Source organism: Ideonella alba (assembly GCF_018069875.1).
GTDB lineage: Bacteria > Pseudomonadota > Gammaproteobacteria > Burkholderiales > Burkholderiaceae_C > Ideonella > Ideonella alba.
Genome location: NZ_JAGQDF010000003.1, coordinates 84,381 through 106,292, shown reverse-complemented (window position 1 = coordinate 106,292; position 21,912 = coordinate 84,381). Strand labels below are relative to the sequence as shown.

Sequence of the window (21,912 nt, the reverse complement as noted above, 5' to 3'; positions counted from 1 at the left end):
AGAATACCGCCGCACCACCCCCCATTGATGAGGAAAGCTATGGACAGATCCCGTCGCCGCGTGCTGCAACAGGCCCTGGCCGGCCTGGGCAGCCTGGGCCTGGGCAGCGCACAGGCCGCCCCCGACACCCTGGCCGCCCTGGAGCGCCGCCACGGCGGCCGCCTGGGCGTGGTGATGCAGGACCTGGGCGGTGGCCCGGGCCTGACGCACCGCGCCGATGAGCGCTTCGCGCTGTGCTCCACCTTCAAGCTGTGGCTGGCGGCCGCCGTGCTGGCCGAAGCCGACGCCGGGCGCTGGCGGCTCGACGACCGCCTGCACTGGCAGGCGGCCGACGCCGTGCCGAACAGCCCCGTCACCGCCACCCACGATGCACGCGCCGGCATGACGCTGTCGGCATTGGCCGAAGCCGCCCAGTGCCACAGCGACAACCTGGCCGCCAACCTGCTGCTGCGCCATCTGGGCGGGCCCGCCGCACTGACCGACTGGTTGCGCCGGCAGGGCGACAGCGTCACGCGCCTGGACCGCACCGAACCGGCGATGAATCAGGTCCGCGCCGGCGAGGCGCAGGACAGCACCTCGCCGGCCGCCATCGCCGCCAACCTGACCCGACTGCTCAGGGGCGACCTGCACAGCGCCAGCAGCCGCGATCGCCTGCTGGGCTGGATGCGCACCACGCGCACCGGCCCACGCCGCCTGCGCGCCGGACTGCCCAGCGGCTGGACCCTGGGCCACAAGACCGGCACCGGCCTGGACGACGGCCTGCCCGACCGCCTCAACGACGTCGGCATCGTCTGGCCCCCCGGCGGCCGTGCGCCGCGCGTGGTGGCGGTCTACTACGAGGGCCCGCAGCGCGGCAGCCGCGACCCCCGCCCGCAGGACGAGGCGGTGCTGGCGGCGGTGGGCCGGCTGGCCAGCCGTTGAGCAGGCCACAATCACGGCGATGACGACACGGCTGCGCCTGGTGGACTGTTGCCTGGGCCCGCTGCAGGGCCTGACGGCCGAGCTGCGCCCGGGGCTGTCGACCATCACCGGCGGCGAAGGCCGCGGCAAGACGCTGCTGCTGCGCCTGCTGGCCGGTGAGGTGGCGCCGGCGCAGGGCCGGATCGAGCGGCAGCACGGCCCGGTCTGGTACGCCCCGACCGACGACCCTGCCGACGACGCCGTGGTGGCCACCGACTGGCTGGCCGCGCGCTGCGCCGCCCACCCCGGCTGGGACGCGACCGTGGCCGCCGAGCTGGCCCAGGCGCTGGGCCTGGACGAGCACCTGCCCAAGCCGCTGTACATGCTCTCGCGGGGCAGCCGCCGCAAGCTGGGTCTGCTGGGCGCTGCGGCCAGTGGCGCCGATCTGGTGCTGCTCGACCAGCCCTGGGCGGCGCTGGATGCGCGCTCCTGCCGCGTGGTCGATGAACTGCTGGGCGACGCGGCCCAGAGCGCGCGCAGCGCCTGGGTCGTGGCCGACTACCTGCTGCCACCCGGCCTGGACGGGGTGCCGCTGGCCCACCACTGGTACCTTGGCGACTGAGCGCCGGGGCCGCGGCAGCGCTCGCCCGGCGGGGGTCGACCCGCGACAATCGCTGGCATGATCGCGCTCCCCGCCGCCCCCGCCGACCTGCTGCGCGCGCTGCAGGACAGCGTGGACCGCACCGAGCACGCGGCCACCGACGCCTGTCTGCAGGCCCTGCTGCAACACCCCGGCCTGCCTGCCCACCTGCAGGCGCAGGCGCTGGCCATCGCCTCGCATGGCCACTACCGGCGCAATGACCTGGCCCAGGCCTCGCGCCTGGCCAGCGAGGCGCGCGCCGCGGCCGACCTGGCCAGCGACGCCCCCGCCACCGCCCACGCCGGCCTGGCCTGGGCTCGCATCTGCTGGGCGCTGGGCGATCTGGACGAGGCCCTTGCCGAGCTGAAGGCGGTGCACCGCCTGTCGCCCGCCGAGCCGCGCCTGCAGCTGCACCTGTTCAACCTGCTGGGCCTGGTGCATGCCGACCTGGGCCAGGCCGAGGCCGCCGAAACCTACCAGCGCCAGGCCCTGGACAGCGCCCGCCGCAGCGGCTGCGTGGACCTGCGCCTGATCGCGCTGACCAACCTGGCCGGCCGTGTGCTGGCCCGCGGCGAGGCGGCGCAGACCCAGCACCCCGACACCGCCGCCGCGGCCTGGGCCGAGCTGGACCAGCTGGCCGCCGAGGCCGATGCGCTGGCCTGCGCCCATGACCAGGAGCTGACGCTGCCACACCTGCTGGTGGCGCTGGGCGCGTCGCTGGTCCTGCGCGACCGGCGCGACGAGGCCCTGGCGGTGTTCGCGCGCCAGGCGCGCATCGTCGCGGCCTGGCCCGACCGCAGCAGCCTGCCGCATGCCGCCGGCTGGCTGGCGCGGCTGCACGCCGCCGCAGGGGATCTGGCGGCCGCGCGGCGCGCCATCAACGACGGCCTGGCGGCCTGCGCCGCCCTGGGGGCCAAGGCGCGCGCCGCGGCCCTGCACGAACAGGCCTGCGCGATCGAGGAAGCCGGCGCTCACTGGCGTGAAGCCTTGCAGCACCACAAGCGCTTCCATGCGCTGCGCGAGGAATGCGCGGTCGACCTGGCGCAGCGCAAGGCCGCCGCGCTGGCGCTGCGGGTGGAACTGGAGCGCGCCCGCCGCGAGGCCCTGGCGGACGCCCTCACCGGCCTGGGCAACCGCCGCTACCTGGACCAGCGCCTGGCACCCTGGCATGCCCAGGCGCGCGAGCGGGGCCGGCCGCTGCCGCTGGCACTGCTGGACATCGACCACTTCAAGCAGATCAACGACCGGCACTCGCACCTGGTGGGCGATGCGGTGCTGCGCCGCCTGGCGCAACTGCTGCAGGCCGGCGCGCGCGACGCCGACCTGTGCGCCCGCTTCGGCGGCGAGGAGTTCGTGCTGGCCTGGCCCGCGCTGGACCTGCCGGCCGCGCGCCAGGTGGCCGAGCGCCTGCGCGCCCAGGTGGCCGCCGAGGACTGGGGCGTCCTGGCCTCGGGCCTGCGGGTGACGGTGAGTGTCGGCCTGGCCGATCTGGCCGACCATGCCAGCGCCGCCGACGGCCTGGCCGCCGCTGACGCGGCCCTCTATGCCGCCAAGGCGGCAGGACGCGACTGCGTGCGGGTGGCTACCAGCGACTGAACCACCAGTTCGGCCGAGCGGCAGCCATCCAGGAACTGCAGCAGCGGTGCCGGCCGGGTCAGCGCCAGCCCGGCAATCTCCGCCGGCTCCAGCAGCAGCAGCTCCAACAGCGAGCCGACGCCAGCCGCCTCCAGCACGGCCAGCGTGCGCCGACCGATGCCTGGCTGCGCCAGCAGCAGTGCGCGCTCGGCCGGGCGGAAGCGGGCCGGCTGCGGCGGCCGCGGCCGCGGCGCCGGACGGGCTCGCGCCACTGCGATGCCGGTGGTGGAGCGAAAGCCGTTGAGCGCAGGAATCATGGTCTCAGGCTGTCAGGCGGCCAGCGCGGCCAGAAAGGCGTCATGGCTGGGCATTGTCCGCACCGTGCCGACAATGGCCTCGCGCAGCCGCGCGAAGTGGCCGCGCAGCGCTGCCGCGTCGATGCCGTGCGTGAGCGGGTCGTGGCGCCGCGGCAGCACGCCCATGCCGTTCATGATCGCCACCCACGAGGGCTCGGCAAAACCGTCCGGGTCGAGCACCGCCACGCGGCCGCTGTCGCGGAACAGCGCGATCTGGTGCGCCAGCGTGTCGGGCAGCGGCATCGTGCGCAGTTCGCGCCAGAACGGTTGGTCATCGCGCCGGCTCAGCGTGTAGTGCAGGATGATGAAGTCGCGGATGGATTCGTACTGGCGCGCCATCAGCCGGTTGAACTCGGCCGCCAGGTGTGGCTCGAAGCTGCGGTCGGGCAGCAGCATCAGCAGCCGGCCCACCGCGTCCAGGATCAGCTGGATGCTGGTCGACTCCAAGGGTTCGAGGAAGCCCGAGGACAGGCCCACCGCCACCACATTGCCCACCCAGCACCGGCGCCGCCGGCCAGCGGTGAAGCGGATCGGCCGCGGCACATCGGTGGCCGGCGTCGGCAGGCCGGCCAGCAGCAGGCGCGCGGCCTCGTCGTCGTCCATGAAGCGGCTGCAGTAGACATGGCCGTTGCCGGTGCGGTGCTGCAGGGGGATGCGCCAGGTCCAGCCGGCCGGGGTGGCGGCGCTGCGGGTGAAGGGCGGCAGTTGCGCCATGCGGCCGCTGGGCACGGCCAGCGCGCGGTCGCAGGGCAGCCAGTGGCTCCAGTCCTCGAAGCCGGCCTGCATCACGCCCTCGATCAGCAGCGCGCGAAAGCCCGAGCAGTCGATGAACAGGTCTCCCTCGACACGCCGGCCATCGGCCAGGCGCAGGGCGCTGACGAAGCCGTCGCCAGGCCGGCGCTCGACCTCGACCACCTGGCCCTCCGTGCGCACCACGCCGGCGGCCAGCGCGTGCTCGCGCAGGTAGGCGGCGTACAGGCCGGCATCGAAATGAAAGGCGTAGGCGTAGGCATTGGCGGCGCTGGGCGGCCCCTCCAGCGGCGGCGTGAAGCGGCCCTGGCGCGCCATCTCGGTGGGCACCGACCAGTCGGCCAGCGCACCGATCGCGCCTTCGTGGCGCAGGCGCAGCCAGTAGGCGTAGGACGAGCGGGTGTCGATCGGCGGGCCATGGTCGCCAAAGCCGTGGAAGAAGGACTCACCCACCTTGCCCCAGTCCGCGAACTCGATGCCCAGCTTGAAGCTGGCCTGCGTGCGGCGAATGAACTCGGCGTTGTCCAGGCCCAGGCTGGCATTGAAGAAGCGGATCGGCGGCAGCGTGGCCTCGCCGACGCCGATGGTGCCGATCTCGGCCGACTCCACCAGCTCGATCACCGGCGCCGCACCGCCGCGCCGCAGGCGCTGCGCCAGCGGCAGCGCCGCCATCCAGCCGGCGGTGCCGCCGCCGAGGATGACGATCTTGCGCAGGGCCTGGGGGTCGTGCATGGGGCGCGCAGGGGGTGTGACGGGGCGCCATCATGGGCCCGAAGGCGCCTGGTGGTGGCTTGGTATTTCCCCTGGATTGATTCGTTCGACGATCGAACTATAGTCGCCCCACGATTCTGCCATCGTCCTACCGGCCTCCTGTCTTGCTCGCCGATCTCACCCACGCCGCCGGCCACCAGCAACTGCTCAAGGGCATCAACCGCATGTCCCTGGTGCGCCACCTCTGCACCCATCCGGGTTTGTCCCGGGTGGAGCTGGCGGCGGCCGTCGGCCTGACCAAGTCCACGGTCAGCACCCTGGCGCGCGAGCTGCTGGACGAGGGCTGGCTGGTCGAGCGCGAGGTGGTGGCCACCGGCGAGCTGGGCCGGCGCCCGACGCCGCTGTTCGTCGACCCCGAGCGCAAGCTGCTGCTGGGCGTGGAGGTCGGCATCGAGTCGCTGCGCCTGGTGCTGACGTCGCTGACCGGCGAGGTGCAGCAGTCGGCCTCGGTGCCCATGACGCCCGGCCGTGGTGCCAAAGCCTGCCTGGGCCAGCTGTCCCAGACGATGCTGAAGCTGGCGCAGCGCATCGACACGCCGCGCCAGCACATCATCGGCATCGGCATCGGGCTGCCCGGCGGTGTCGACGAGGCCAGCGGCCACCTGCATTTCGCCCCCAACCTGGGCTGGCGCGATGTGCCCGTCGGCGCCCTGCTCGGCGAACGCCTGGCCGGCACCGCGCTGGATGGCGTGCCGCTGTTCGTGCAGAACGAGGCCGATGTCGCGGCGCTGGGCGAGCTCGAGTTCAATCGCCACGAGGTGGCCGATCCGCTGCTCTACGTCAGCCTCAACGAGGGCGTTGGCGCCGGGGTCGTGGTGGGCGAGCGCCTGCTCACCGGGCACCGCGGCTTTGCCGGCGAGGTCGGCCACATCGTGCTACAGCTCAACGGCCCCCCCTGCAGCTGTGGTCGCCGTGGCTGTGCCGAAGCGCTGATCGGCCTGCGCGCGATGCTGGGCCCGCAGTCCGACGACGACGAGCAGCGCCACCTGTCGGTGCTGGCGGCGCGGGTGCAGGCGGGCGAGCGCGGCACGCTGCGCGCGGTCGCCAGGTCAGGCGCCTACCTGGGCGTGCTGCTGCAGAACCTGGCTGCGGCCTACGACCCCGGCTGCATCGTGCTGGGCGGCGCGCTGGTCAGCCTGGGCGATCCCTTCCTGCAGCCCGCGCTGCGCACGCTGACCGAGCACGCCGCCGCTGCCGGTCTGGCCCCGCCGGCGCTGCGCATCAGCCGCCATGGCGCCGACGCGGTGGCCATCGGTGCGGCGGCGCTGGCGCGCTACCGCCTGACCCGGCCGCTGACCATGCCCGCGCTGAAGGACGCCGCATGAGCGCGGGCGCACCGCTGCATCCGGCCGAGGGCTGCTCGCTGGGCATCGACCTGGGCACCTCCGAGGTCAAGCTGCTGCTGCTGGATGCGCAGGGCAGCGTGATCGGCCAGGCGGGGGCGCCGCTGTCGCTGTCGCAGCCGCAGCCGCTGTGGTCCGAACAGCTGCCGCAGGACTGGTGGAACGCCACCCAGCTGGCGGTGGCCGAGTTGCGCGCGGCCCATCCGCAGGCCTTTGCCGCGGTGCGCGCGATCGGCCTGTCCGGCCAGATGCACGGCGCCGTGCTGCTGGACGGTGACGACATGGTGCTGCGTCCGGCCATCCTCTGGAACGACGGCCGCAGCCACGCCGAGTGTGCCGAGCTGTCGTCCCGCGCGCCCAACCTGCATGCCATCGCCGGCAACCTGGCGATGCCGGGCTTCACCGCGCCCAAGCTGCTGTGGGTGAAGCGCCATGAGCCGGCCTTGTTCGCGCGCATCCGCAGCGTACTGCTGCCCAAGGACTATCTGCGCTGGTGCCTGTCGGGCGACAAGGTCAGCGAGGCCTCTGATGCCGCCGGCACGCTGTGGCTGGACGTGGCCCGGCGCGACTGGTCCGACGAACTGCTGGCCGCGTGTGGCCTGAGCCGCGCCCAGATGCCGCGCCTGGTCGACAGCGGCGCGCCGTCGGCCACGCTGCGGCCGGCGCTGGCAGCCGCCTGGGGCCTGCCGGCGGGCGTGGTGATCGCCGGCGGGGCCGGCGACAACGCCGCCAGCGCCATCGGCATCGGCGCCACCGAGCCGGGGCAGGGCTTCCTGTCGCTGGGCACGTCGGGCGTGTTGTTCGTCGTCAACGACCGCTACCGCCCCAACCCGGCCAGCGCCGTGCACGCCTTCTGCCACGCGCTGCCGCAGCGCTGGCACCAGATGGGCGTGATGCTGTCGGCGGCCAGCTGCCTGCGCTGGTTCACGTCGTTCAGCGGCGCCGGTCACGAAACCACGCTGCTCGACGAGGTGGCCCGGCTCAGTCCCGCCCAGCGCACCGAGGCGCCGCTGTTCCTGCCCTACCTGGCCGGTGAGCGCACGCCCCACAACGATCCCTTCGCGCCCGGCGTGCTGCACGGGCTGACCCACGCCAGCACCCGCGCGCACGGCGGCTACGCAGTGCTCGAAGGCGTGGCCTTCGGTCTGGCCGATGCCCTCGACGCGCTGCGCGCCGCCGGCACCGAGGTCGGCCCGCTGGCGCTGGTGGGCGGCGGCGCCCGCAGCGCGCTGTGGGCCCAGCTGCTGGCCGATGTGCTGGGGCTGGAGCTGCGTCAGCTCGACGGCGCCGAGACCGGCGCCGCGCTGGGCGCCGCCCGCCTGGGCTGGCTGGCCGCCGGCGCCGACCCGGCCCGCGTCTGCACCCCCCTGGCCGTGACGGCCCGTTTCCACCCCACGCCCGGCGCCGCCGCGCGCCTGGCCGAGCGGCGCGCCCGCTTCCAGAGCCTGTACCAGCGCCTGCGCGCACCGTCCACGACACCGCGGCAGGCGCTCGCGATGACCGCCTGAGCCTCTTTTCAAGCCGCTGATTTAACGCTAAAGCCCACTGAAGCCACCCATGAGCAGCTACTTCCAGGACATCCCGCCCATCCGCTTTGCCGGAGCGGCCAGCGAGGACCCCCTGTCCTTCCGCCACTACGACGCCGACCGCCTGGTGCTGGGTCGGCGCATGGCCGATCACCTGCGCTTTGCCGTCTGCTACTGGCACAGCTTCTGCTGGACCGGCCTGGACCCCTTCGGCGGCGGCACCTTCGAGCGCCCCTGGTTCGAGGGCGCGGCGCCGATGGTGCTGGCCGAGCGCAAGGCGCAGGCCGCCTTCGACTTCTTCGAGCGCCTGGGCGCGCCCTATTACTGCTTCCATGACCGCGATGTCGCCCCGGAAGGCGCCACCCCGCGCGAGAGCCACGAGAACTTCCTGCGCATGGTCGATGTGCTGGGCGAGCACCAGCAGCGCACCGGCATGAAGCTGCTGTGGGGCACGGCCAACCTGTTCAGCCACCGCCGCTTCATGTCGGGGGCCGCCACCAACCCCGATCCGCGCATCTTCGAGCTGGCCGCGCTGCAGGTGCGCGACGCCCTGGACGCCACGCTGCGCCTGGGCGGCGAGAACTATGTGCTGTGGGGCGGCCGCGAAGGCTACGAGACCCTGCTCAACACCCGCGTCGGCCAGGAGCTCGACCAGTTCGCCCGCTTCCTGCACCTGGTGGTCGAGCACAAGCACCGCATCGGCTTCACCGGCACGCTGCTGATCGAGCCCAAGCCGCGCGAGCCGTCCAAGCACCAGTACGACTTCGACACCGCCACGGTCTACGGCTTCCTGGCCCGCCACGGCCTGGACAAGGAGATCAAGGTCAACATCGAGGCCAACCACGCCACGCTCTCGGGTCACAGCTTCGAGCACGAGATCGCCACCGCCGCCGCGCTGGGCATCCTGGGTAGCATCGACATGAACCGCGGTGACCCCCAGCTGGGCTGGGACACCGACCAGTTCCCCAACAACGTGCCCGAGCTGGCGCTGGCGCTCTACCACATCCTGCAGGCCGGCGGCCTGGGCACTGGCGGCCTGAACTTCGACGCCAAGGTGCGCCGCCAGTCGATCGACGCGGCCGATCTGTTCCACGGCCACATCGGCGGCATGGACGCCTGCGCGCGCGCGCTGCTGGTGGCCGAGAAGATGATCACCGACGGCCGCCTGCAGGCCGCGCTGGCGCAGCGCTACGCCGGCTGGGACAGCGCACGTGGCCAGGCCATTCTGGGCGGACAGCTGACGCTGGCCGACCTGGCCGACGCGGTGCTGCAACACAACACCGACACCGCGCCGGTGTCGGGCCGCCAGGAATACCTGGAGAACCTCGTCAATCGCTTCTGCGAACCCTGAGCCGACTTTCACCGAGCGGCGAGACAGCCGCACCGCCCCACCCTCTCGACACAGCAACCGGAGACAAGCCATGAAGAAACCCCAGCGCACGGCGCTCTCGCTCGCGGCCGCCCAGGTGGCCCTGATGTGGACCGGCCTGGCCAGCGCCCAGCAGGCGCCTGCCCCGGCCCCCGCCGCCAGTGCCGCCACCGCGATCGTCGTCACGGGCCAGCGCGCCGCCCTGCAAAGCGCGCAGAAGATCAAGCAGGAGTCCGACGAGATCGTCGACTCGATCGTCGCCGACGACATCGGCAAGCTGCCCGACCGCTCGATCACCGAGGTGCTGCAGCGCGTGGTGGGCGTCACCATGGACCGCACCATGGCCAAGGGCGATCCCGAGCACTACTCGGTCGAGGGCTCGGGCGTCTCGATCCGCGGCCTGTCCTGGGTGCGCTCCGAGCTCAACGGCCGCGACTCCTTCTCGGCCAACGGCGGCCGCGCGCTGAACTTCGAGGACGTGCCGCCCGAGCTGATGGCCGGCGTGGACGTCTACAAGAACCCCTCGGCCGAACAGATCGAGGGCGCCGTCGGCGGTCTGGTCAACCTGCGCACCGCACTGCCGCTGGACTTCAAGGGCTTCAAGGGTGCGGTGTCGCTGGAGAACACCTACAACAAGCTCAACAGCAAGCAGTCGCCCTCGGGTTCGCTGCTGCTGAGCAACCGCTGGGACACCGACCTCGGCCAGTTCGGCGCGCTGCTGAACCTGGCGCATTCCGAGAGCCGCACCCGCTCCGACTTCTTCCAGGTCGAGCCCTACTACCCGCGCACCGACGCCTATGCCGGCCAGGACCCGGCGACGACGGTCTGGATCCCCAAGGGCGCACAGTGGCGCACGCTGGAGTTCGAGCGTCAGCGTGACGGCCTGTACGGTGCGCTGCAGTGGAAGAAGAACGACTTCGAGACCGCGCTGACCTACTTCCAGTCGAAGTACCACATGCAGTGGGACGAGCAGGCGATCTTCGCCCAGCAGAACCCCTACTCGGTCACCGTCACCAACGGCCAGTTCAACGACAAGGGCGCGCTGGTCTATGGCACGCTGACCACCACCGACAACGGCGGCCTGTTCAACTTCAACAACGACACCCGCTTTGCCACCCGCGACTCCAAGACCGAGGAGTTCGCCTGGAAGGCCAAGTGGAAGGCCAGCGACCGCTGGAGCTTCAGCACCGACCTGCAGTACATCCGCGCCCGCACCGACGGCTTCGACTCCACCGTCGCCACCGGCGTGGGCATGCCCAAGGAGACGCTGGACCTGCGCGGCGCCACGCCGACGCTGATCTTCGACGCCGCCGACCGCGCCCACCTGGCCGACCCGAAGAACTACTACTGGGCCTTCACGATGGAGCACCTGGACCGCAGCAAGGCCACCGAGAAGGCCGGCCGCGCGGACGCCAAGTACACCTTCGACGACCCGGTGCTGCAGGACCTGCGCTTCGGCATCCGCCTGAACGACCGCGAGGCCCTGTCCTACCGCAACCCCAGCAACTACCACTGGCAGGCCCTGACCCAGCCCTGGACCGCTGGCGGCCCGGCCTACCTGAGCGACTACCCGGGCAACACCCACCTGCAGCAGTTCGGCAACTTCTTCGGCGGCAGCGTTTCCGCGCCGCCGGCCGTGATCTTCCCGAACTCCTCGCTGGCCCAGGGCTTCCCGGCCAGCTACCAGACGCTCTACGGCTACACCCGCGACCACTGCAAGAAGCAGCTGGGCGCCAACAACCCCACCTGCGACGGCTGGCCCTTCGTCTTCTCGCCGGAGTCGATCTCCGAGGACGCCAACAGCCCGGGCACCAACGTGCTGCAGGAGCGCTCGCAGGCGGCCTACGCGCAGCTGCGCTTCGGCTTCGACGACTGGAAGTACCCGGTCGACGGCAACATCGGTGTGCGTCTGGTCAACACCAAGGTCACCGCGCACGGCTACGTCGCCTTCGACGGCAGCAAGAACTCGCCCACCGACAGCGGCGTGACGGTGCCGGTGATCGCCGCCTACAACAAGCCGGTGGACTTCGAGAACACCTACACCAACGTCCTGCCCAGCCTGAACCTGCGCATGAAGGCGGGCAGTGATCTGCAGTTCCGCTTCGCGCTGGCCAAGGCGATGTCGCGCCCCGACTTCACCGACATGCAGGCCTACACCAAGCTGAGCCAGGACGTGCAGCGCAACGGCACCGTCGTGACCTCGGTCACGCAGACCGGCGAGGCGCTGGGCAACCCGATGCTCAAGCCGATCAGGTCCACCCAGGCCGACCTGACCGCCGAGTGGTACTTCAGCAAGGCCGGCTCGTTCACCGTGGCGCTGTTCGACAAGGAGCTCAAGGACGTCATCATCCGGCAGTCCACCGCCTTCCAGATCCCGGACACCAGCGGCAACCCGCAGACCTTCGTCGTCACCAGCCCGGTCAACGGCGCCAAGGGCTATGCGCGCGGCTTCGAGCTGGCCTTCCAGACCTACTTCGACAGCCTGCCGGGCTGGATGTCGGGCTTCGGCGTGCAGGCCAACTACACCTACGTCGACAGCAAGACCAAGCTCTACAACCCGGTCAACGCCGCCTACTGCAGCGGCGGCAACTCGGCCACCAACTTCAACCTGAACCTCAACGGCTGCGACACCGACGGCCGCAGCTTCGGCGACCTGCCGCTGCAGAACCTCTCGCGCAACGCCTTCTCGCTGGCGCTGATGTATGACCAGGGGCCGCTGTCGGCGCGCCTGGCCTACAGCTGGCGCGGCAAGTACCTGCAGGCGGTCAACGTCAATGGCACGCAGGGTGGCGACGGCACCGACACCAACCCGAACAGCCCGACGGTCGGCCAGCGCAACGTGGCCTGGGGCCTGCCGGTGTGGGCGGACGCCTATGGCCAGGTCGACGGCGGCGTGTTCTACAAGCTGCTCAACGACCAGCTGACCCTGGGCCTGGAGGCGCAGAACCTGACCTCGGCGCGCCAGCGCCAGCTGATGCAGCAGCACATCGGCTACATGACGCGCGGCCTGTTCTACACCGGCCCGCGTTACACGGTCACGGCGCGCTACACGTTCTGATCCAGGGCACCATTGCGCCATGTCTGCACTGCGCATGCTCCGGGCCACGGCGCTGGCCGCCCTGGTCACCAGCGCGGCGGCGGGTTCGCCGCCGCACCTGGTGCACCGGGACGGTCGCGCGGCCCTGGTGGTGGATGACCAGCCCTACCTGATGCTGGGCGCCCAGGTCCACAACAGCAGCAACTACCCCGCGGCCCTGTCGCAGGTGTGGCCGGCCGTGAAGGATCTGGGCGCCAACACCGTGTCGGTGCCGGTGGCCTGGGAGCAGGTGGAGCCGGTCGAGGGCCGCTTCGACTTCCGCTTCGTCGACACCCTGCTGGCGCAGGCGCGCCAGCGCGGGCTGCGGGTGGTGCTGCTGTGGTTCGGCACCTGGAAGAACACCAGCGCGCAGTACACGCCGGCCTGGGTGAAGCTGGACCCGAAGCGCTTCCCGCCGATGGTCGATGCCCAGGGCCAGGCCAGCTACTGCCTGTCGCCCTTCGGCGAGGCCACGCTTGACCGCGACCGCCGCGCCTTCACGGCGCTGATGGCCCACCTGAAGAAGGTGGACGGCCAACGGCACACCGTGATCATGGTGCAGGTCGAGAACGAGGTCGGCACCCACGGGCTGGCGCGCGACCACGGTCCCCAGGCCGAGGCCGCCTTCGCCCAGCCGGTGCCCAGCGCCGTGCTGGCGCGCCAGCCGGCCCTGCCCGGCCGGCCCGCCAGCGGCACCTGGCGCGAGGTCTACGGCGACTACGCCGACGAGTACTTCCACGCCTGGGCCATCGCCCGCTACATCGACACCGTCGCGGCCTCGGGGCGCCGCGAGCACGATCTGCCGATGTACGTGAACGCCGCGCTGCGCGACCCGCTGGAGCAGCCGCCCCAGCCCTGGAAGAACAACTTCGCCGCCGGCGGCCCGACGCCCGAGGTGATCGCCATCTACAAGGCCGCCGCCCCGCACATCGACGTGGTGGGCGCCGACCTCTACCACGCCGAAACGCCCAAGGTGGAGGCCACGCTGGGCCAGTTCCAGCGCCGCGACAACCCGCTGTTCATTCCCGAGATCAGCAACGCCCCGGCCTATGCGCGCTACCTGTGGGCCATCCTGGGCCGCGGCAGCCTGGGTGTGGTGCCCTTCGGCATCGACTATTTCAACTACAGCAATGCGCCGCTGGGCGCCATGGCCACCGACCGCAGCATGGTCCAGCCCTTTGCCCAGGTGTATGCGGCCTTCGCGCCGATGCAGCGGTCCTGGGCGCGCTGGGCGCTGGAGGGCCGCACCGCCGGCGCCAGTGAGCCCGACGACGGCCAGGAGCGCCGTCTGACGCTCCAGGGCTGGCAGCTGCGCCTGGCCTTCGGCGAGTGGATGTTCGGCGAGAAGGCCTGGTTTCCGGGCGCCCCGCCGCCGCCCTGGGCGGGCGCGCGCACCGGCGGCGCGGCCGTGGCGCAGATCGGTGATGACGAGTTCATCCTGGTGGGTCAGCGCACCCGCGTGCGCATCGAGCCGACCCAACCGGCCGAGCGCGCCGTGCTGCTGTCGGCCGAGCAGGGCCGATTCGACGCGCAGGGCCGCTGGGTGAGCGAGCGCCGCTGGAATGGCGACCAGGTCGACTACGGCCTGAACCTGCCGGCCACGCCGGTGGTGCTGCGCGTGCGCATGGCACGCCTGCCAGACAAGGGACCGCACTGATGACCCGCCGCCGAGACCTGCTGCGACAAGGCGTCGCGGCCTGCCTGGCCACGCCCCTGATCGGCCGCACCCAGGCGCCAGCCGCTGCGGCCTACGACTGGCGCAGCCTGCCCTTTGGCGGGGGCGGCTTCGTCGACGGCTTTGTCTTCCACCCGCGCGAGCGCGGTCTGCTGTACGCCCGCACCGACATCGGCGGCCTGTACCGCCACGACCCGTCGGCCGGCCGCTGGCTGCCCCTGCTGGACCACCTGGGCCGCGCCGACGCCGACCTGATGGGCGTACTGTCCATCGCCGTCGACCCCGCCGACCCGGACCGGCTGTACGCCGCCTGCGGGCTCTACACCGGCCGCTGGTCGCGCACCGGCGCGCTGCTCGCCTCCCACGACCGCGGTGCGCGCTGGCAGGTGCATGAACTGGGCATCGGCCTGGGCGGCAACGAGCCCGGCCGCGGCAGCGGCGAGCGGCTGCAGGTCGATCCCTGGCGCGGTGAGCGCCTGTGGCTGGGCAGCGCCCGCGATGGTCTGCACCGCAGCGACGACCACGGCCGACGCTTCAGCCGCGTGGCGGGCTGTCCCGGCCAGCAGCCCACGCTGGTGCTGCTGGACCCGACCAGCGGCGGCGCCGGCCAGCCCTGCCGCCGCCTGTGGGTGGGCTGCCACGACCAACCGGGGCTGTGGGTGTCGAGCGACGGCGGCGATCATTTCGAGCGCGAGCCCGTGGCGCCCGGCCAGGTGCCGCAGCGCGCCGTGCTGGGGCCGCAGGGCACGCTCTACGTCAGCTTCGCGCGGCCGCGCGGCGCCACGCTGGCCAACCCGGGCGAGCTCGACGGCGGCAGCGTCTGGAAGCGCGACAGCGCCGGCCGCTGGAGCGAGATCAGCCCGCGGCCTGCCGGCCGCTTCGGCTGGTCCGGCCTGGACGTCGACCGCCAGCGTCCTGGCCGCCTGGTGGTGGCCACGATCGAGCGCTGGGCCGAGGGCGACGAGCTCTTCGTCAGCGACGACGACGGTGTCCACTGGCAACCGCTGGGCCCGCGCTCGCGCCACGACGACAGCCGCCACCCCTGGCCGGCCGACTACCGGCGCCATGGCGACCGCTTGGGTCACTGGATCGCCGACCTGAAGATCGACCCCTTCCAGGGCGACCGCGCCGTCTATGGCACCGGCTATGGTCTGTGGATGACCGACCAGTTGCGCGCGCCGCGCATCGACTGGCGCTTCGAGGTCGATGGCCTGGAGGAGACCGCGGTGCTGGGCCTGCGCAGTCCGTCCGGCGGCGCCACGCTGCTGGCCGCGATGGGTGATGTTGGCGGCGGCGCCTGGGAGGACACCGCGCGCGCGCCGTCGGCCGGCCTGTTCCAACCCTGCCGCGAGACCAACCGCGCTGTCGATGCCGCCTGGCAGACCCCGGCCATCGTCGTGCGCACCGCCGACCAGGCCGCCACCGGGGGCTACTGGAGCGCCGACGGCGGCGCCAGCTGGCGCCCGTTTCCCACCGCGCCCTTCGCACCGCAGGGTGGCCAGCGCCCGCTGGCCGGCGAGCTGGCGGTGTCGGCGCGCGGCGGCTTCTGGCTCTGCGCGCTGGCGGGCCGCGGCGCGGTGACCAGCGCCGACCGCGGCCGCCGCTGGGCGCCCTGCGAGGGCTGGCCGGCGCGCGGCGCGCCGGTGGCCGAGCGCAGCGTCGAGGGCGTCTTCTACGCTTTCGACCCGGATCGGGGCCAGGTGCTGGGCAGCACCGATGGTGGCGCCCGCTTCACGCCCATCATCACCGGCCTGCCGGTGCTGGCCGACTGGCAATCCGCCCAGCTGCATTGTTCGCCGGCCGCGCCGCGCGCCCTGTGGCTGGCGCTGCCCGACGGCCTGTGGTTCCTGGGCGGCGAGGGCCGGCCGCGCCCGCTGCCCACGGTGCAGGCGGCGTGGTGCATCACCACCGGCGCGCCCGCACCGGGCCGTCGCGAGCCAGCGCTGTTCCTGTGGGGCCAGCTGCGCGGCGACGGCGCCGAGGGCCTGTTCCGCTCCGACGACGAGGGCCGCAGCTGGCTGCGCATCGACGACCCGCAGCACCGCTACGGCCGCCTGCTGTCGATCGAGGGCGACCCGCTGCAGCACGGCACGGTCTACCTGGCGCCGCACGGCCGCGGCGTGGTCATGGGCCGGCCGCGCACCGGAGGGGCCGGATGAAGGCCCTGCTGGCGCTGCTGGGGCTGCTGTGGGCGCTGGGTGTCGGCGCGGCCGAGCTGCGCCTGCGCTACACCGCGCCCGCGCCCGAGACCGCCGACGGCTGGGAGCGCCAGGCCCTCCCCATTGGCAACGGCCGCGTCGGCGCGATGCTGTTCGGCCAGCCCGCGCGCGAGCGCCTGCAGTTCAACGAGATCACGCTGTGGAGCGGCGACGACCGCCAGATGGGCGCCTACCAGCCCTTTGGCGACCTGTGGGTCGAGCTGGACGGCGGCGACGCGCCAGTGCAGGACTACGAGCGCTCGCTGGACCTGAGCGACGCCACCCACCGGGTGCAGTACACGCAACACGGCGTGCACTTCACGCGCGAGGCCTTCGCCAGCCACCCGGCCGGCGTCATCGTGCTGCACCTGCAGGCCGACACCCCGGGCCGCCACAGCGGCCGCATCCGCCTGGGCGACCGCCATGGTGCGCGCCTGCGCGCCGAGGCCGGCGTGCTGCGCGCCGACGGCAGCCTGGCCGGCTGGGTGCTGCCGCCCGAGGCCGGCGGCCAGAGCGGCGACACCCCCAGCCGCAACCGCCTGCGCTACGCCAGCCGGGTGGCGGTGCAGGCCCAGGGCGGGCACCTGCGCGTCGACGGCGACAGCCTGGTCTTCGAGGGCTGCGACGCCCTGACGCTGGTGCTGGCGGCCGGCACCAGCTACCTGGCCGATGCGGCGCGCCGCTTCGACAGCGGCCGCGACCCGGCGCCGGCGGTGGCCGCGCGCGTGGCCGCGGCGCTGCGCCAGGGCCTGTCGGCACTGCGCTCGGCGCACCGGCGCGACATCGCCGCGCTGATGGGCCGCGTCGAGATCGACCTGGGGGCCACCGACGCCGCGCGCCGCGCCCTGCCCACCGACCAGCGCCTGCACGCCCACACCGCCGACGGCGCCGATCCCGAGCTGGAGGCGCTGTACCTGCAGTACGGCCGCTACCTGCTCACCGCCAGCTCGCGCGATGCGCTGCCGGCCAATCTGCAGGGCCTGTGGAACCACAGCCTCACGCCGCCGTGGAACAGCGATTACCACAGCAACATCAACCTGCAGATGAACTACTGGCTGGCCGGGCCGGCCCACCTGCTGGCGCTGCAGGAGCCGCTGCTGCGCTTCATCGAGGCCCAGCGCCCGATGTACCGCCGCGCGGTGCGCGAGCGCGCCGCCGACGCGCGGGCCCATCCGGGCCTGCAACGCCCCGGCATCACGCCCTGGGGCGAGCGTTTTCGCACCGTCGAGGAAAGTTTCCTGCGCGCCGACGGCCAGCCGGTGCGCGGCTGGACGGTGCGCACCGAGACCAGCCCGTTCGGCGCCATGGGCTACCTCTGGAACAAGACCGGCAATGCCTGGTACGCGCTGCACTTCTGGGAGCACTTTGCCTTCGGTCAGGACCGGGCCTTCCTGCGACAGCGCGCCTACCCGCTGATGAAGGAGGTCTGCCTGTTCTGGCTGGACCACCTGAAGACCCTGCCCGACGGCCGCCTGGTGGCCCCCATGGGCTGGTCGCCCGAGCACGGGCCGCAGGAAGACGGCGTCAGCTACGACCAGCAGATCCTCTGGGCGCTGTTCGACGCCACCGCCCGCGCCGCCGGGCTGCTGCGCCAGGACACCGCCTTCGCACGCCGCCTGCGCGAGACGCGCGATCGCCTGGCCGGCCCGCGCATCGGGCGCTGGGGGCAGCTGCTGGAGTGGCTGGACGAGAAGAACGACCCGGTGCTGGACACGCCGCAGGACACCCACCGCCATGTCTCGCACCTGTTCGCCGTGTACCCGGGCTGGCAGATTTCGCCCATCCGCACGCCCGCGCTGGCCGCAGCGGCGCGCACCTCGCTGCAGGCGCGCGGCGACGCCGGCACCGGCTGGTCGATGGCCTGGAAGATGGCCTTCTGGGCCCGCCTGCACGACGGCGCGCGCGCCCACCGCATGCTGCGCGGCCTGCTGGCCACGCCCGGCGCCCGCGCCGCCGAGCAGGCCGGTCGCTTCAGCGAAGCCAACAACGCCGGCGGCACCTACGACAACCTGCTCGACGCCCACCCGCCGTTCCAGATCGACGGCAACTTCGGCGCGGTGGCGGCCTTCTGCGAGATGCTGCTGCAGTCGCACGAGGACGAGATCACGCTGCTGCCCGCCCTGCCGCCGGCCTGGCCCGACGGCCGGGTGCGCGGCCTGCGCGCCCGCGGCGCGCTGGGCGTGGACCTGGCCTGGCGGGGCGGCCAGCTGCAGTCGGTGACGCTGCAGGCCGAACGTGCCGGCCCGGTGCAGCTGCGCTGGGGCGAGCGCCGGCTGCAACTGCGGCTGGCCGCCGGCGAGCGCCGTACCCTCTCGCCTGAACAGTTCAGCACCGCACCATGAGCCCACTGCACCCCCTGATCTGCCTGGCCGCGCTGGTCGGCCTGAGCGCCTGCAGCAGCCTGCCCGCCGGCCGCGCGCCGACCGGCGACGTGACCGAGCTGATGCCCGGTGCCCGCTGGGAGGTGGCCGACATGGAGGCCGCCACGCCGCTGGTCGGCGACACCGTGGTGGTCCCCAAGCCGGCCCAGCCGCGCGTGCCCGCCAGTGACGTGCGCGCCCGCCGCGAAACCGACGGCAGCCTCACGCTGCAGTGGCGCGAGGCCTGGTATGCCGCGCTGCGCCTGCACCTGACGCAGCCGCTGGACCTGCGTGGCGCGCTGGACGACGCGACGCTGGAACTGGACTGGCGCAGCGACGACATGGCCCGCGCCGGCCTGCATGTGGGCATGGCCTGCGGCCCCGACTGCGTGCGCAAGGTCAACCTGCTGCGCGCCTCGCGCGCGGCCCAGGGCCAGGACTGGCAGCAGCTGGCGCTGCCGCTGCGCTGTTTCGTGCGCGACGGTGCCGACTTCCGCGCGATCGCCCAGCCCTTCTTCCTCGACAGCAGCGGCAGCGGCACGGTGCAGGTGGCGCGCGTGCGCCTGGTGCGCCAGGGCCGCCCCAGCACCGGCTGCCCCGACTACCGCAGCGAATCGGTCACGCCGGTCACGCTGGACCAGGTCTGGGCGATGGACTGGTGGATGCCGCGCCACGAGAAGAAGCTGCAGGCGGTGCGCGAGGCGGTGGCTGCCGGCCGCCCGCCGCAGCTGGTCTTCATCGGCGACTCGATCACCCACGGCTGGGAGGATGCCGGCCGCCGCATCTGGGACGAGCGCTATGCACCGCTTGACGCGCTGGACCTGGGCTATGGCGGCGACAAGACCGAGAACGTGCTGTGGCGGCTGCAGCACGGCGAGATCGACGGTTTCCAGGCCCGCGTGGTGGTGCTGATGATCGGCACCAACAACACCGGCGACCGCCAGGAGGATCCGGCCACCACGGCGGCCGGTGTGCGCCGCCTGCTGGACGAGATCCGCGCCCGCCAGCCCGCCGCGCGGGTGCTGCTGCTGGCGGTGTTCCCGCGCGACGCCGAGCCCGGCACCCGGCTGCGCCGCCTCAACGACCGCCTCAACCAGCACCTGGCCGGCTTCGCCGATGGCGAGCGGATCAGCTTCCTGGACCTGCAGCCGGTGCTGGCCGAGCCCGATGGCCGCCTGTCCACCGCCATCTTCCCCGACCTGCTGCACCTCAGCGAGGACGGCTACCGCCGCTGGGCCGACGGCATGGCCCCCACGCTGCAGCGGCTGCTGTCCGCCGGCCCCCTGCGATGAGCCTGCCGCCACCCCCGCCCGAGCTGGCCGAGCTGCCGGCCCCGGTGCCGCTGGACAAGCCCGAGGCGCTGCCCTGGTGGACCGCGCGCCATGCCGCGCTGCGCGCGCAGGCCCAGGCCATGCGGGCGGCCGGCCAGGCACCGCAGCTGGTCTTCCTGGGCGACTCGATCACCCACGGCTGGGACGATGTGGGCCAGCCGGTCTGGCAGGCCCGCTACGCCGCGCGGCCGGCGCTGGCCATGGGCTGCTGGGGCGACCGCACCGAGCACCTGCTGTGGCGGCTGCAGCATGGCGCACTAGACAACCTGGCGCCGCGGCTGCTGGTGCTGCTGATCGGCACCAACGACAGCGGCGACCTGCAGGCGCCGCCGGCGCGCACCGCAGCCGGCGTCTGGCGCCTGCTCGATGAGCTGCAGCGTCGCCTGCCCGCCAGCCGCGTGCTGCTGCTGGCCCTGCTGCCGCGCGAGCACGCGCCGGAGGCGCCGCTGCGCCAGCTCAACGAGGCGGTCAACACCCGGCTGCGCGCACTGGCCGACGGCCAGCGGGTGCACTTCCTCGACGTCGGCGCAGCGCTGACCGACGCCGCCGACTGGCTGGACCCCGCGCTGCTGCCGGACCAGCTGCATCTCAGCGAGGCCGGCTACCACCGGCTCGCCGACGCGATCGATCCCACCCTGGACCGCCTGCTGGCGGCCGCCCCCCTGGACGCATCCTGCCCATGAGCCCCCTGACCTACGCCAGCCCCTTCCCCGACCATTTCGTCTTCGGTGTCGCCGCCGCCTCGGCGCAGATCGAGGGCGCCGCCTTCACCGACGGCAAGGGCGAGTCGATCTGGGACCGCTTCGCCCGCGTGCCGGGCTCGGTGCACAACGGCGACACGCTGGACACCGCCTGCGACCACTACCACCGCTTCGACGAGGACTTCGCGCTGATGGCCTCGATGGGCATCCGCCACTACCGGCTGTCGATCGCCTGGCCGCGCATCTTCCCGCAGGGCCGCGGTGAGCCCAACCCAGCCGGCCTGGACTTCTACCGCCGCCTGCTGGCCAGCCTGCACCGCCACGGCATCACCCCCTGGGTCACGCTGTTCCACTGGGACCTGCCGCAGGCGCTGGAGGACGAGGGCGGCTGGACCGTGCGCAGCACCGTCGAGGCCTTCGCCCACTACGCCGACACCGTGGTCAAGGCGCTGTCGCCCTGGGTGCGGCACTGGATCACGCTCAACGAGATCCGCTGCTTCACCTGGCTGGCCTACGGCGTGGGCAGCAAGGCGCCGGGCCGGCGCGAGCCCGAGCAGGTGGTCAACCAGACCATCCACCACGCGCTGCTGGCCCATGGCCTGGCGGTGCGCGCGGTGCGCCTGCACGGCAGCGACGACGCCCAGGTCGGCCTGACCGACAACTGCGACGTGGCGGTGCCGGTGACCGAGACCCCCGCCGACATCGCCGCCGCCACCGCCTGGTTCGTCCAGAAGAACGCCCACATCCTGGGGGCCATCCATGGCGGCGGCTACTCGGCCGAGTACCTGGCCCGCGTCGGCGACGCGGCACCGCATGTCGAGCCGGGCGACTTCGACCTGATCAGCCTGCCCACCGACCACCTGGGCCTGAACATCTACACCGCCACCTATGTGCGTGCCGGCGCCGATGGCCGGCCCGAGGCCCTGTCGCTGCCGGCGAACTACCCGCGCGCCGACAGCCCCTGGCTGAACCTGGTGCCACAGGCCATCTACTGGGCGCCGCGCATGTGCCGCGAGCTGTATGGCCACCGCTCGATCCTGATCACCGAGAACGGCTGCGGCTACGATGCGGAGCCGGTGGAGGGTGGCGAGGTGATCGACCTGCACCGGCGTGACTACGTGCGCAACCACCTCCGCGAGGTGCACCGCGCGCTGGCCGATGGGGTGCCGATCGACGGCTACTTCCTGTGGTCCTTCATCGACAACTTCGAGTGGGAGGACGGCTACGCGCGGCGCTTCGGCATCGTCCATTGCGACTTTGAGACCCAGGTGCGCACGCCCAAGCTCTCGGCGCGCTGGTACGCCGAGGTGATCCGACACCGACGCATCCTCTGAGACCATC

The 21,912-nt window shown here is 72.9% G+C and carries 15 protein-coding genes; 13 read left to right on the top strand and 2 right to left on the bottom strand.

All coding sequences use genetic code 11. From position 1 onward, the window contains the following. Positions 1 to 39: 39 nt before the first annotated feature. The 3 genes from bla to KAK07_RS05865 are packed head-to-tail and all read left to right on the top strand — an operon-like array spanning position 40 to position 3,136. A complete protein-coding gene (gene bla / locus KAK07_RS05875) occupies positions 40 to 921 on the top strand; it encodes a class A beta-lactamase (protein ID WP_210859513.1) in 882 nt (293 codons plus the stop codon). Positions 922 to 940: 19 nt separating this feature from the next. Further along, on the top strand, positions 941 to 1,522 hold the full coding sequence (locus KAK07_RS05870; protein WP_210859511.1) for an ABC transporter ATP-binding protein: 582 nt from the start codon (positions 941 to 943) through the stop codon (positions 1,520 to 1,522). A gap of 57 nt (positions 1,523 to 1,579) precedes the next feature. Next, positions 1,580 to 3,136 carry a GGDEF domain-containing protein gene (locus KAK07_RS05865; protein WP_210859509.1) on the top strand — a complete coding sequence of 519 codons (1,557 nt, stop codon included), beginning with the start codon at positions 1,580 to 1,582 and terminating at the stop codon, positions 3,134 to 3,136. Here KAK07_RS05865 and KAK07_RS05860 read toward each other — a convergent pair. After that, on the bottom strand, positions 3,082 to 3,432 hold the full coding sequence (locus KAK07_RS05860) for a hypothetical protein (RefSeq protein ID WP_210851033.1): 351 nt from the start codon (positions 3,430 to 3,432) through the stop codon (positions 3,082 to 3,084). The two genes, KAK07_RS05865 and KAK07_RS05860, sit on opposite strands and share 55 nt — an antisense overlap. A gap of 12 nt (positions 3,433 to 3,444) precedes the next feature. Beyond that, complete coding sequence (locus KAK07_RS05855; protein ID WP_210851032.1) at positions 3,445 to 4,953, bottom strand: tryptophan halogenase family protein; 1,509 nt, start codon at positions 4,951 to 4,953, stop codon at positions 3,445 to 3,447. Positions 4,954 to 5,096: 143 nt separating this feature from the next. Here KAK07_RS05855 and KAK07_RS05850 point away from each other — a divergent pair, with 143 nt between their 5' ends. From KAK07_RS05850 to KAK07_RS05805, 10 genes are all read left to right on the top strand, one after another. Continuing rightward, entirely contained in the window at positions 5,097 to 6,317 is a 1,221-nt protein-coding gene (locus KAK07_RS05850; RefSeq protein WP_210851031.1) for an ROK family transcriptional regulator, read from the top strand. Further along, positions 6,314 to 7,843: a xylulokinase gene (xylB, locus tag KAK07_RS05845; protein ID WP_210859507.1), complete on the top strand. Its 1,530-nt coding sequence runs from the start codon at positions 6,314 to 6,316 to the stop codon at positions 7,841 to 7,843. The genes KAK07_RS05850 and xylB overlap by 4 nt, the downstream gene beginning before the upstream one ends. 49 nt (positions 7,844 to 7,892) lie before the next feature. Further along, the gene (gene xylA / locus KAK07_RS05840) at positions 7,893 to 9,212 is read left to right on the top strand and encodes a xylose isomerase (protein WP_210859506.1); all 1,320 of its coding nucleotides are present in this window, start codon (positions 7,893 to 7,895) and stop codon (positions 9,210 to 9,212) included. Positions 9,213 to 9,282: 70 nt separating this feature from the next. Continuing rightward, positions 9,283 to 12,288 carry a TonB-dependent receptor gene (locus KAK07_RS05835; protein ID WP_210859505.1) on the top strand — a complete coding sequence of 1,002 codons (3,006 nt, stop codon included), beginning with the start codon at positions 9,283 to 9,285 and terminating at the stop codon, positions 12,286 to 12,288. A 19-nt stretch (positions 12,289 to 12,307) separates the two neighbouring features. Further along, positions 12,308 to 13,963: a DUF5597 domain-containing protein gene (locus KAK07_RS05830; RefSeq protein ID WP_210851027.1), complete on the top strand. Its 1,656-nt coding sequence runs from the start codon at positions 12,308 to 12,310 to the stop codon at positions 13,961 to 13,963. Then, the gene (locus KAK07_RS05825) at positions 13,963 to 16,140 is read left to right on the top strand and encodes a WD40/YVTN/BNR-like repeat-containing protein (protein WP_210859504.1); all 2,178 of its coding nucleotides are present in this window, start codon (positions 13,963 to 13,965) and stop codon (positions 16,138 to 16,140) included. Before KAK07_RS05830 ends, KAK07_RS05825 begins: the two co-directional genes overlap by 1 nt. After that, positions 16,137 to 18,521, top strand: coding sequence for a glycoside hydrolase family 95 protein (locus KAK07_RS05820; RefSeq protein WP_210859503.1), 2,385 nt, complete (start codon positions 16,137 to 16,139; stop codon positions 18,519 to 18,521). Before KAK07_RS05825 ends, KAK07_RS05820 begins: the two co-directional genes overlap by 4 nt. Continuing rightward, the gene (locus tag KAK07_RS05815) at positions 18,518 to 19,831 is read left to right on the top strand and encodes a GDSL-type esterase/lipase family protein (protein WP_210859502.1); all 1,314 of its coding nucleotides are present in this window, start codon (positions 18,518 to 18,520) and stop codon (positions 19,829 to 19,831) included. Before KAK07_RS05820 ends, KAK07_RS05815 begins: the two co-directional genes overlap by 4 nt. Further along, positions 19,828 to 20,553 carry a GDSL-type esterase/lipase family protein gene (locus KAK07_RS05810; protein WP_210851023.1) on the top strand — a complete coding sequence of 242 codons (726 nt, stop codon included), beginning with the start codon at positions 19,828 to 19,830 and terminating at the stop codon, positions 20,551 to 20,553. Before KAK07_RS05815 ends, KAK07_RS05810 begins: the two co-directional genes overlap by 4 nt. Then, entirely contained in the window at positions 20,550 to 21,905 is a 1,356-nt protein-coding gene (locus KAK07_RS05805) for a GH1 family beta-glucosidase (protein WP_210851022.1), read from the top strand. The genes KAK07_RS05810 and KAK07_RS05805 overlap by 4 nt, the downstream gene beginning before the upstream one ends. Positions 21,906 to 21,912: the final 7 nt, after the last annotated feature.